Annotated in this window: 7 protein-coding genes and 4 tRNA genes; 6 read left to right on the top strand and 5 right to left on the bottom strand. The window is 63.0% G+C overall.

What is annotated here, in order from left to right; genetic code table 11:
- Positions 1–62: 62 nt before the first annotated feature.
- The gene (gene ugpB, locus ACJJV2_RS13945) at positions 63–1,433 is read right to left on the bottom strand and encodes a sn-glycerol-3-phosphate ABC transporter substrate-binding protein UgpB (RefSeq protein ID WP_131431339.1); all 1,371 of its coding nucleotides are present in this window, start codon (positions 1,431–1,433) and stop codon (positions 63–65) included.
- Between the two features lie 341 nt (positions 1,434–1,774).
- Here ugpB and ACJJV2_RS13940 point away from each other — a divergent pair, with 341 nt between their 5' ends.
- Positions 1,775–2,362: a hypothetical protein gene (locus tag ACJJV2_RS13940; protein ID WP_054555137.1), complete on the top strand. Its 588-nt coding sequence runs from the start codon at positions 1,775–1,777 to the stop codon at positions 2,360–2,362.
- A 111-nt stretch (positions 2,363–2,473) separates the two neighbouring features.
- On the opposite strand, the gene ACJJV2_RS13935 is transcribed toward ACJJV2_RS13940, so the two are convergent.
- From ACJJV2_RS13935 to betI, 4 genes are all read right to left on the bottom strand, one after another.
- Positions 2,474–4,942, bottom strand: a complete 2,469-nt coding sequence (locus ACJJV2_RS13935) for an acyl-CoA dehydrogenase (protein WP_405281749.1) — start codon at positions 4,940–4,942, stop codon at positions 2,474–2,476.
- A 379-nt stretch (positions 4,943–5,321) separates the two neighbouring features.
- Positions 5,322–7,037: a choline dehydrogenase gene (betA, locus tag ACJJV2_RS13930; protein ID WP_405281746.1), complete on the bottom strand. Its 1,716-nt coding sequence runs from the start codon at positions 7,035–7,037 to the stop codon at positions 5,322–5,324.
- A gap of 386 nt (positions 7,038–7,423) precedes the next feature.
- Positions 7,424–8,905, bottom strand: a complete 1,482-nt coding sequence (betB, locus tag ACJJV2_RS13925) for a betaine-aldehyde dehydrogenase (RefSeq protein WP_043335915.1) — start codon at positions 8,903–8,905, stop codon at positions 7,424–7,426.
- Positions 8,898–9,554 carry a transcriptional regulator BetI gene (gene betI / locus ACJJV2_RS13920; protein ID WP_200018930.1) on the bottom strand — a complete coding sequence of 219 codons (657 nt, stop codon included), beginning with the start codon at positions 9,552–9,554 and terminating at the stop codon, positions 8,898–8,900. The genes betB and betI overlap by 8 nt, the downstream gene beginning before the upstream one ends.
- A 469-nt stretch (positions 9,555–10,023) precedes the next feature.
- Here betI and ACJJV2_RS13915 point away from each other — a divergent pair, with 469 nt between their 5' ends.
- The 5 genes from ACJJV2_RS13915 (at position 10,024) to ACJJV2_RS13895 (ending at position 11,660) form a co-directional block, all read left to right on the top strand.
- Positions 10,024–10,920, top strand: coding sequence for a choline ABC transporter substrate-binding protein (locus ACJJV2_RS13915; RefSeq protein WP_405282231.1), 897 nt, complete (start codon positions 10,024–10,026; stop codon positions 10,918–10,920).
- Positions 10,921–11,006: 86 nt separating this feature from the next.
- Positions 11,007–11,083: transfer RNA gene (locus tag ACJJV2_RS13910), tRNA-Met, on the top strand.
- Between the two features lie 174 nt (positions 11,084–11,257).
- Positions 11,258–11,333: transfer RNA gene (locus tag ACJJV2_RS13905), tRNA-Asn, on the top strand.
- A 78-nt stretch (positions 11,334–11,411) separates the two neighbouring features.
- A tRNA-Asn gene (locus ACJJV2_RS13900) sits at positions 11,412–11,487 on the top strand.
- Positions 11,488–11,584: 97 nt separating this feature from the next.
- Positions 11,585–11,660, top strand: a tRNA-Asn gene (locus ACJJV2_RS13895).
- The last annotated feature ends 7 nt before the right edge of the window (positions 11,661–11,667 follow it).

Here is an 11,667-nt window from a genome sequence, read left to right as displayed (position 1 = left end):
CTGGCTGGAGAAAATAGCGGGAGGGCGAGCCCGGCATGGGCCCGCCCCCGGTGTGGCGATGATCAGCCGTTGGCGCGTTCGAACTTCTCGAGCAGCGAATCGCCACGCTTGACGGCGTTGTCGAGGCCGTCCTGCACGCTTTCCTTGCCGGAGAAGATCTTCTCCAGCTCTTCATTGATCACGTCACGAATCTGCACCATGTTGCCCAGGCGCAGGCCCTTGGAGTTCTCGGTCGGCGTCGCGGAGGTCATCTGGGTGATGGCGACGTCAGTGCCCGGGTTCTCGGCGTAGAAGCCCTGTTCGCGCGTCAGCTCTGCCGCGGCAGTCGTGATCGGCAGATAGCCGGTGAACTGGTGCCAGTCGGCCTGCACTTCAGGCTTTGAGAGGTACTGGAAGAACTTGGCGACGCCCTGGTATTCCTCATCGCTGTGACCGGACAGCACCCACAGCGAGGCGCCACCGATGATGGAATTCTGCGGCGTCTCGATCACGTCGCTGTCGTAGGGCAGCGGCGCCACGCCGAACTCGAAGCCCTTGGCGCTTTCCTTGACACCGGCATAGCTGGCGGAAGAGCCCATCATCATCGCGCACTCGCCGGAGTAGAACTTGGGCGCCGCGTCATCGAAGCGACCGCCGAACACGAAGCGCTTGTCGGCCTGCCAGTCATCGAGACGCTGAATGTGGTCGACCACGGCGGTCGTGTTGAATTCAAGGCGGGTATCGGTACCGGCGAAGCCATTGGCCTGGCTGGCGAAGGGCACATCGTTGCGCGCCGAGAAGTTCTCCAGCATCACCCAGGATGGCCAGGTGGTGGTCAGACCACAGCTGGCGGCGCCGGAATCGACGACCTTCTTGAGCGCGGCGCCCATTTCCTGCCAGGTCTGCGGGAGGGAGTCGACGCCCGCCTTGGCCAGCACGTCCTTGTTGTAGTAGGTCACCGGCGTGGAGGAGTTGAACGGCATCGACAGCATCTTGCCGTCGGTGTCGGTGTAATAGCCGGTGACGGCAGACAGGTAGGCGTTCGGGTCGAAGGCGGTGCCTTCCTTAGGCGCGAAGTCTGCCATCAGCTGATGCACCGGGACGATCGCGCCCTTGGCGCTCATCATGGTGGCGGTGCCGACCTCGAAGATCTGCACGATGTCCGGGCCCTTGCCGGCGCGGAAGGCGGCGATGGCGGAGGTCATGGTCTCGGAGTAGTTGCCCTTGAAGACCGGCTTGACGACGTAGTCGTCCTGGCTGGCATTGAAGTCGGCCGCGATCTCGTCGACCTTCTTGCCGAGCCCGCCCCCCATGGCGTGCCACCACTCCACCTCGGTGGCGGCGAGGGCACTGGCGGAGGCGGAGGCGAAACCGATGGCCAGCGCGAGGCTGGCGAGGCGACGAGTCGCGGTGGCAGTCGTGCGGGTGCTTGCATGATGAGTCGGGCGGCGCATGGTCAAACTCCTGAGAGGTTCCCCTGGCCAGCTTCCGCAACAAAGAAGAAGGACGCTGGCCGCTGACGATCGATGGCGACGATCAAGTGAACATTTTCTTGTTCTTTTGATGATCGTCCGAAAAGCGTAGACGACTCTATAGCGCCCGCCTTACAACTTTGTGACAGGTAGATGTTCATTCGAGCGAGGCTGAACTTATGGCTGAGCAGCGAGTGTGTGGCGCAGCCAGCTCGGCTCAGGCTGGCAAGCGAGGCGCCGGGGGCAACTCAAGGCCGGAATAAGCGGCCGGCGAGCGAGTGTGCTAGTCTTGCGCGCTGAAAATGCCTGTGGCGGAGAACGCGATGAAAGTGGTTGAAGTGAGTGCCGGTGCCCGACGTGATGCCTGTCTGGCGATGCTGTGCGCCGAAGTCCATGGCCGCGAAGGGGGTCTGGATGCGCTGGTGAGTTACGCCGGCGTGCGTGGGGTGTGGTTCGAGAATGAGATGGCGCGCCTGTTCGCGCTGGTCGACGATGCCGAGCGCATCCACTCTGCCGCGCTGCTGGTACTCGACGAGAACGCACGTGGCCTGAATCTGGCGCTGTGGGCGACGCCGACGGTGCATCGCGGTCACGACCACGGCATCGCGCTGGTCTCCCAGCTGTCCGATCACGGCCGCCTGCAGGTGCGCATCACCGACAGTTCACTGGTCAGCGTGCTGCGTCGCGCCGGCATCAACGACTGGCTGGAGGCCGAGGCCGAAGGCGATCAGCCGCGCGAGCTGGTCGGCATGAATCCGGCGGCGCGTGTCGGCAACCTGGCGGCCCTCGACGCGCCGCTGCGCCTGGACCGCGAGCGCATCAAGCGCTCCTTCAAGGCGCGCCCGAAGGACTTCGAGACCTACAAGAATGCCTTCGTGCGTGACCTGGAGCACTTCGCGCGTCATATCTGAGGATGAGATGACGCAAGCGAACGGCATGCTCTGCCAAGACAAAGGCCCCGCTCATTGAGCGGGGCCTTTGTGGTTCTGCGATCAGTGATCAGTGATCAATTCCTGTATCGATCAGGCGGCGTCCTGCTGCGGGTTGGAGGCGGTGCCGTCACTCGCCATCGGCTTGCGCACGAAGGCGTCGAATTCGAAGTGGTCGACGGTCAGCATGTCGAGTACCTCGGCTTCGAAGACGCGCATGAAGTCGCCATCCTCGGCTGACAGGATGCCTGCCTCGACCGCCGCTTCGATGCGCGCTTCCGGAGACAGTGCATCGGCCGGAATCTCGCCCTTGTGGTAGGCCTTGGCCAGCGCCTTGTAGATCGGCTCGGCGCGCGGGTAGTCCTTGAGCAGCGCGTTGTAGCGGGCGAGGGCGTTGTCCTGCTGGCCTTCGTCCTGCGCGTCCCAGGTGTTGTCGGTCAGCTTGGCACGCAGTGCAGTGTCGGTGGAGACGGCACGGGCGATCTCGCGCGTCAGGCTGTCCCTGGGCATGGCGAACTGATGGCCACGCGGCAGGGCGATCACGCGCAGGGCAGTGCCCAGCGCACGGTTGGGCAGGTTGGCGAACAGCTCATCCAGTGCCTTTTCCGCGCGGTGCAGCAGCCACTGCATGCTGTAGTGGAACAGCGCCTCTTCGTGTTCGCAGGCCTCGGATTCGTGCCACTGCTTGAGCGTCAGTGACGCCAGGTAGAGGTTGGAGAGCACGTCGCCAAGGCGTGCTGACAGCATCTCGCGCGCCTTGAGGCTGGAGCCGAGGCTTGCCATGGCCGCATCGGCGGACAGCGAGAAGGCGGCGCTGAAGCGGTTGATGTGGCTGGCATAGGGCGTGGCGACGGCGTCGAAGCCAGTGGCCTTGCCGCCGATGCCGAAGCTCTGGGTGAAGGCGCGTGCCGCGTTGCCGAAGATCAGGCCGGCATGGCGGAAGAAGGCCTTGTCGAAGGCGTTCAGGTCATCGGCATCCTTGGCGGCCAGCTCTTCCAGCACGTAAGGATGGCAGCGGATCGCACCCTGACCGAAGATCATCAGGTTGCGGGTCATGATGTTGGCGCCTTCCACCGTGATCGAGACCGGAGTGCCGGCGTAGGCCACGCCGATGTAGTTGCGCGGGCCAAGCGTCACGCCGCGTCCGCCGTGGATGTCCATGCCGTCGGCCAGCAGCGAGCGGGCCATCTCGGTCAACTGGCTCTTGAGGATGGCGGAGGGCACCGCCGGCTTGTGGCCGTTGTCGATCATGTTGGCGGTGTGCAGCACCGACGCCTGGCTGATGTAGTTCATCGCGGCCATGCGGGCCAGCGGCTCCTGCACGCCTTCCATCTCGGCCACCGGCAGATTGAACTGACGACGGATGCGCGCAAAGCCGGCGCTCCAGCCCAGTGCGTAGCGCGAGATGCCCGCGGAGCCGGACGGCAGGGTGATGCAGCGACCCACCGACAGACACTCGACCAGCATTTTCCAGCCCTGGCCGGCCATCTGCTCGCCGCCGATCAGGTAGCTGAGCGGAATGAAGACGTCCTTGCCGAAGATCGGGCCATTCATGAACGGCGCGCCGATCGGGTGGTGACGACGGCCGATGTCCATGCCGTCGGTGTCGCGCGGAATCAGGGCACAGGTGATACCGATGTCTTCCACGTCGCCCAGCAGATGTTCGGGGTCGAACATGCGGAAGGCCAGGCCGACCACGGTGGCGACCGGCGCCAGGGTGATCCAGCGCTTCTCGAAGTTCAGGCGAATACCGACGACTTCCTCGCCGTCATGCATGCCGCGACACACGATGCCGGTGTCCGGGATGGAGGTCGCGTCACTGCCGGCACGCGGGCCGGTCAGGCCGAAACACGGAATCTCGCGGCCATCGGCCAGACGCGGCAGGTAATGGTTCTTCTGTTCTTCGCTGCCGTACTTGAGCAGCAGCTCGCCCGGGCCGAGGGAGTTGGGTACGCCGACGGTGACCATCAGCGTCTCGTTGACTGCCAGCTTCTGCAGCACCAGCGACTGCGCCTTGGCCGAGAAGCCCAGGCCGCCATATTCCTTGGGAATGATCATGCCGAAGAACTTCTCGCGCTTGAGGTATTCCCACAGCGCTTCGGGCAGATCGGCACGCTCACGCGCGATCTCCCAGCTGTTGGTCATGCCGCAGGCGACAGAGCATTGATCATCGATGAAGGCCTGCTCTTCGCTGGAAATGCCGTCGTTGCGCTGTGCGGTCAGGGTGTCCCACTGCGGCTTGCCGGAAAAGAGCTCGGCGTCCCAGAACACGGTGCCGGCTTCCAGCGCCACCTTCTCGGTGTCCGAGACCTTGGGGGAGACCTTCTTGAACATCGCGAACAGGCGCGGGCTGAGCCACTTGCTGCGCAGGGCCGGCAGGCCACATACCGCGACCAGTGCCGCGCCGATCAGCAGCAGGCAACCCAGCACCGGCGCGTCGACCGCCAGGCCGACGATACCGATGATGGCGAGAACGCCGATGGCCGCGAGGGCCCCGGCTTCGCGTGCCATGACGGCCAACAGACCGGCAACGGCGACAAGGATGAGGATGAGCTGCGTCATGGCAGGATCTCCGGGTGGCGAGGGATGGTGTCTTTGCATGGCGTTTCTACAGCGTAGCAGCCATGCGTTTAGAACAGTTGTTTGAATTCTCCTCAGCGTATCCCATGTTGCCCGACCCTGCAGTACGTCCAAGGTCTAAGGTGTGCGGATTCATTCTCGAAAAGGGCAGTCGCTCGGGGGAGGCGGTCGGCGAGCGCAAGACCGGGAGAGTGAAAGCTGTCTGACAGGCATGAAAAAGGCCCCGCAATGCGGGGCCTTGGACGATCGATAGCGCTTGCGTGCGTGAGGTCAGACTACCTGTCTCAGGCGTTGACTCGCACGGGGCTCTGGCGTTGATCAGTGCTAGGTCAATGACCAGTGCTCAGCCATTGATCGGAGCTCAGCCATTGATCGGAGCAGAGTCGATCTTGCGCTTGGCGGGCTTCTTGGCCGGCGTGCCGGGTTCGATCACGAAGTAATCGGCGTCGGACGGCGGCAGCGGCGCGCGGCCACGAATCTTGTCGGCCATCTTCTCGGCCAGCATGATCGTCGGCGCATTCAGGTTGCCGGTCGGGATGACCGGGAACAGCGAGGCATCGACGACGCGCAGGTTGTCGAGGCCATGTACGCGACCGGCACCATCGACCACTGAAGTCTCGTCACTGCCCATGCGGCAGCTGCCACACGGGTGGTAGGCGGTCTCGGCATGGTTGCGCACGTACTCGTCGAGCTCGGCGTCGGTCTGCGCCTGGGCACCCGGTGCCAGCTCGCGGCCGCGGTAGGGGTCCAGCGCGGGCTGGGCGATGATCTCGCGGGTCAGGCGGATGGCGGCGCGGAACTCTTCCCAGTCACGCTCCTCGGCCATGTAGTTGAAGAAGATTGACGGCGCGGCCTTGGGATCGAGTGAGGTCAGGCGAACGCGGCCCTTGCTCTGGGAACGCATAGACCCGACGTGCGCCTGGAAGCCGTGGCCCTGCACCGCGCTCTTGCCGTTGTAGCTGATCGCGATCGGCAGGAAGTGATACTGCAGGTTCGGCCAGGCCTCGTTGTCATCGCTGCGAATGAAGCCGGCGGCCTCGAACTGGTTGCTGGCGCCGACACCGGTGCCTTTGAGCATCCATTCCAGACCGATGGGCGGCTGGTTGTACCACTTGAGGGACGGATACAGCGAGATCGGCTTGGTGCACTCGTATTGGATGTAGAGCTCGAGGTGATCCTGCAGGTTCTCGCCCACGCCCGGCAGGTGATGGACCATCTTCACGCCCAGCGGCTCGAGATGTTCACGATTGCCGACGCCGGAGCGCTGCAGGATCTGCGGCGAGGCGATGGCGCCGGCGCACAGCAGCACTTCCTTGCGCGCACGCACGCGGTGGTCCTGGCCCTTGCGCTCGTACTTCACACCGACCGCCGTCTTGCCTTCAAACAGGATGACGTCGGTGGTGGCACGCGTCTCGATGGTCACGTTGGGGCGCTTCTTGGCAGTATCCAGATAGCCGCGCGCGGTGGAGGCGCGACGGCCTTCCTTGGTCACGAAGCGGTCCATCGGGCCGAAGCCTTCCTGCTGGTAGCCGTTGACGTCTTCGGTGGCCGGGTAGCCTGCCTCGATGCCTGCCGCGATGAAGGCGTGATAGAGCTCGTTGTTGCCCTGCTTGGGCGTGGTGACCGACACCGGGCCGTCGCCGCCATGGTAGTCATTCGGGCCGATATCGCGCGTCTCGCACTTGCGGAAGTAGGGCAGGCACTCACGATAGTTCCAGTCGGCCAGGATGGGGTCCTTGGCCCAGTTGTCGTAATCCAGCGCGTTGCCGCGGATGTAGCACATGCCATTGATCAACGAGGAGCCGCCCAGACCCTTGCCGCGGCCACATTCCATGCGACGGTTGTTCATGTGCGGCTCGGGATCGGTCTTGAAGTCCCAGTTGTAGCGCTGACCCTGCAGCGGGTACGCCAGCGCGGCGGGCATCTGGGTGCGGAAGTCGAAGCGGTGGTCGCGGCCACCGGCTTCCAGCAACAGCACGCTGACGTCGGCGTCTTCGCTCAGGCGGGTGGCCAGCACGTTGCCGGCGCTGCCGGCGCCGATGATGACGTAGTCGTATTCACGCTCGAATTGGCTCATGGAAGGTCCTCTCGTATCGGGTGCCACATGCGGGCACATGACGCCCCGTTCACGACGGGGAGTGGCCACTGCCGGGCTGCTGATACGTTTGCTTGTCTGTGGTGAGTCGTCGGGGCACCGCATGACAGCAAGCTGCCATCAGGGGCTCAACGACTCATCGGGATTCGGGCACTGCGCGCGGCGCTGGCGAGCGACGCGGCGTGCAGCCGGCATGGCGAGTGTTCGACATGCCGGCAGGTGGGGCATCTGGCGCTTGGTCTTGCTTAGGCCCGGTGCTTAGGCCCGGTGCTCAGGCTCGGTGCTTGAGGTCCGGTCTTGAGAGCCGGTACTTCAGCCTCTGGCGCCAGAGGGTGCTGCTGTCATCAGGCCTTGTGGCCAGTGATGGCTCAGAAGGCGGACTCGAACGGGCCCATCTCGATCAGCACGGACTTGGTCTGGGTGTAATGAGACAGCGTCTCGACACCGTTCTCGCGACCGATACCGGACTGCTTGTAGCCGCCGACCGGCATTTCGGACGGCGACTCGCCCCAGGTGTTGACCCAGCAGATACCGGCTTCGAGCTGGTGAATCACGCGATGTGCGCGGTTCAGGCTCTCGGTGAACAGGCCAGCCGCCAGGCCATAGGTGGTGTCGTTGGCGCGACGGATGACTTCCTCTTCACTGTCGAAGGACAGGATGGACATCACCGGACCGAAGATCTCTTCCTGCACGATGCGCATGTCATCGCTGCAGTCGGTGTAGACGGTCGGTGCGACCCAGGCGCCCTTGGCGAAGTCGCCTTCGCTCATGCGCTCGCCGCCGACCAGCAGACGTGCGCCGTCCTGCTTGGCGATCTCCAGATAGGAGACGACCTTGTCCAAGTGCTCGAAGCTGACCAGTGGACCGAAGGTGGTGGCGCGGTCCTGCGGGTCGCCGGCCTTGATGCGCGCGACGCGCTCGACGATCTTGGCTTCGAATGCGTCCTTGACGCTGGCTTCGACGAACACGCGGGTGCCGTTGGTGCACACCTGACCGGAGCTGTAGAAGTTGGCCATCATGGCGCCGTCGGCGGCACGGTCGAGATCGGAGTCGGCGAACACCAGCAGCGGGGACTTGCCGCCCAGCTCCATGGTGACTTCCTTGAGGCTGGAAGAGGCGGACGCGGACATGACCTTCTTGCCGGTACCGGCTTCCCCGGTGAAGGAGATCTTGGCGATATCCGGGTGCTCGGTGAGCATCACGCCGACGCGGGCATCGCCCTGCACGACGTTGAACACGCCGTCCGGCAGACCGGCTTCGGTGAAGATCTCTGCCAGCTTCAGTGCGCTCAGCGGAGTGACTTCGCTGGGCTTGAATACCATGGCGTTGCCGGCGGCGAGGGCCGGGGCAGACTTCCAGCAGGCGATCTGGATCGGGTAGTTCCAGGCACCGATGGCGCCGATGACGCCCAGCGGCTCCTTGCGGGTATAGACGAAGGCTTCCTGACGCAGCGGCATCTGGCTGCCTTCGATGGCCGGCGCGAGGCCCGCGTAGTACTCGAGTGCATCGGCACCGGTGACGATGTCGACCGCTTCGGTCTCGGACAGCGGCTTGCCGGTGTCGAGAGTCTCGAGCAGCGCCAGTTCGTCGTTGCGCTCGCGCAGCAGGTCCACGGCGCGACGCAGGATGCGTGAACGCTCCATGCCGGTCATCGCGGCCCACACCTTCTGACCCTGCAGGGCGCTTTCGACGGCGGTATCGACGTCGGCACCGCTGGCCTGCTGGATCTCGGCGATGACTTCGCCGGTGGCCGGGTTGACGGTCTCGAAGGTCTCGCCGGAGGTGGCCTCGACCCGACGGCCACCGATGTAGAGGGTCTGGGTCGGGAAGCTTGCGTTGCCGTTAGCCATGCGTGCGCTCCTTACTGGGTTCAGGGGAAGTGGGGGAGTCTGTCGCGTTCAGGGATACTGCCATGTGACGTGTCAGCTGGTAGTCAGCGTATTCGTAGGCGAGGCGGCGTGCGCGCTCGACATCGAGGCCGGTCGGGTCCAGCGTACCGCGCAACCACAGGCCGTCGATCAAGGCGGCCAGTCCGGCCGCGGCATCACGTGCCTCGTTCAGCGGCATGCAGCGGCGGAACAGGGCACATAGATTGGAGATCAGCCGCCTGTCGTTGACCCGCTGCAGGCGTTCCAGCGGAATGCGGTGCATGCTGGAGGCCCAGAAGGCCAGCCAGGTCTTGGAGACGCTCTGGCTGACCTGGCTGCGATCAAAGTTGCCGTCGATCACCGCGCGCAGATGGCTGCGGACGTCATCGTCGGCCAGTGCGGCGCGACGCTCACTGACGGCGCTGCGCAGGTCAGTGAGAATCTGGCGCATGGTGGCTTCCATCAAGCCATCCTTGCCGCCGAAATAGTGGCTGATGATGCCGGTGGACACACCTGCGTGACGGGCGATGCGGGCCACGGTCGCGTCGGCGAGTCCTGCCTCATCGATGGCTTGCATGGTGGCCTGGATCAACTGGCGGCGGCGGATAGGTTCCATTCCCACTTTGGGCATCAACGGAGTCCTTTTCGTATATCGGGTCGGTGTGACACTTGGTGTGGCCATGGTACTGGATCATCACCGGTTTGCCGCGAGCGCTGCACCATGCTGTCGTGTGCAAGGTTTTTATTGAACGTTCAATTAACAAAAAGTGTAGAGGCTGGTTCCCGATGCGTCAAGTTGAGGCAAGGCGGGGCAGTCGGAAGCAGTCAGGGATGGTCAGGAGGGGGAGGCGGGCGAGGCATCGAGGGCCGGTGGCGGCCAGCGATAGGCGGGCGTTCAAGACTGTGGGTTGGCGAGGCCGGTTGGTAAAAGCGCTACAGTGCGGTAGAACATGGAGGGGCAGCATGTCGATCTCAACGTAGGTTGAACGTTGCAGCGACGCTCGAGAGTTGAATGACAACGAACAATAAAACAAGGGGTTAGCATGAAACGATCACCTGGTAAGGTGCTGTTGGCACTGGGCGTTATCGCCGTGCCGGTCATGGCGAATCAGGCCCAGGCCGCCGTGTCGGAGGAATGTCGCACGGTGCGTTTCGCCGAAGTCGGCTGGACGGACATCACGGCCACCACCGCCCTGACGCGTGCCGTGCTGGAGGGGCTGGGCTATGAGACGACCTCTGACACCATCTCGGTGCCGATCGCCTATGCCGGCATGAAGAATGATGACTTCGATGTCTTCCTGGGCAACTGGATGCCGTCGATGGCCTCCATCAGTGACCCCTACATCGACAAGGGGCAGGTCGATCGCCCGCGCGCCAATCTGGAGGGCGCGAAATACACCCTGGCGGTGCCGCAGTATGTGCTGGATGCCGGCGTGACCTCGGTGGCGGACCTTGCCGACAATCTCGAGAAGTTCGATGGTCGCATCTACGGGATAGAGGCGGGCAACGACGGCAACATGATCATTGCCGACATGATCGATGACGACGCCTTCGGCATGGGTGAGTTCGAGATGATCGACTCCTCGGAAGCCGGCATGCTGGCGGAAGTGAAGTCGAAGATTGCCGCCGAGGAGTGGGTCGTGTTCCTCGGCTGGGAACCGCACCCGATGAATACCCGCTTCGAGATGGGCTATCTGGAAGGGGCCGATGATTACTTCGGGCCGAATCTGGGGGGTGCGACGGTGTATACCAATACCCGCGCGGGCTACAGCGAAGCATGCTCCAACGTCGGGGCTCTGCTTTCCAATCTTGAGTTCACCCTGGAGATGGAAAACCAGCTGATGGGCGACATCATGGATGGCGGCGAAGACCCGGATGACGCGGCGGCCAGTTGGCTCAAGCAGAACCCGCAGGTGCTGGAGGCCTGGCTCAAGGGAGTCGAGACCGTAGAGGGCCAGCCTGGCCTTGCCGCGGTGAAGACATCGCTGGGGATCTGATCGGCCTGTCGGGCTCGTCTGTTGAGCTTTTGATAAAAAGTGCTTGCAATTCAGCAGCCTGACCTGCAATATACGCCTCGTCGTGTGGCTACATAGCTCAGCTGGTTAGAGCACATCACTCATAATGATGGGGTCCCCTGTTCAAATCAGGGTGTAGCCACCAGTGATTCCAAGGCCTGCATCCGTGCGGGCCTTGTCACATCTGGATGTCGCTTAGTGCGCTTTCGGAGGTGGATCCGGCAGGAGGAATCGAGCGAGTTCTGCGGTGGTCTGAATGGCCGAAGGTGGTTGACGCCATTGAGTATTTCCGTATAATTCGTCGCGTGTTCAAGGTTGTTCCTCGATAGCTCAGTTGGTAGAGCAAATGACTGTTAATCATTGGGTCACAGGTTCGAGTCCTGTTCGAGGAGCCAATAGCACATGCAGCATGCTTGAAATGTCAGCCTGATAGCATCCATGATGATGTCACTGACAGATGAATTTCCGGTCGTTCCTCGATAGCTCAGTTGGTAGAGCAAATGACTGTTAATCATTGGGTCACAGGTTCGAGTCCTGTTCGAGGAGCCAATCCAAGGCTTCCTGCCAATGCCGGAAATGACGCTGATAGATGAGTTCCTCGTCGTCAGCTTCGATATCGCCCTGATATCGATCGATATTTTGTTGTTCCTCGATAGCTCAGTTGGTAGAGCAAATGACTGTTAATCATTGGGTCACAGGTTCGAGTCCTGTTCGAGGAGCCAATATCAC

This window comes from Cobetia sp. Ld8, from assembly GCF_045066615.1.
Lineage (GTDB): Bacteria > Pseudomonadota > Gammaproteobacteria > Pseudomonadales > Halomonadaceae > Cobetia > Cobetia amphilecti.
This window is presented reverse-complemented; position numbering and strand designations above follow the sequence as displayed.

Excerpts from the sequence above, each read along its gene's own strand:
- betA (WP_405281746.1), bottom strand. The coding sequence starts at position 7,037 with ATGAGCCAATTCGAGCGTGAATACGACTACGTCATCATCGGCGCCGGC.
- ACJJV2_RS13935 (WP_405281749.1), bottom strand. The coding sequence starts at position 4,942 with ATGACGCAGCTCATCCTCATCCTTGTCGCCGTTGCCGGTCTGTTGGCC.
- betB (WP_043335915.1), bottom strand. The coding sequence starts at position 8,905 with ATGGCTAACGGCAACGCAAGCTTCCCGACCCAGACCCTCTACATCGGT.
- ACJJV2_RS13915 (WP_405282231.1), top strand. The coding sequence starts at position 10,024 with ATGGCGAATCAGGCCCAGGCCGCCGTGTCGGAGGAATGTCGCACGGTG.
- ACJJV2_RS13940 (WP_054555137.1), top strand. The coding sequence starts at position 1,775 with ATGAAAGTGGTTGAAGTGAGTGCCGGTGCCCGACGTGATGCCTGTCTG.
- ugpB (WP_131431339.1), bottom strand. The coding sequence starts at position 1,433 with ATGCGCCGCCCGACTCATCATGCAAGCACCCGCACGACTGCCACCGCG.
- betI (WP_200018930.1), bottom strand. The coding sequence starts at position 9,554 with ATGCCCAAAGTGGGAATGGAACCTATCCGCCGCCGCCAGTTGATCCAG.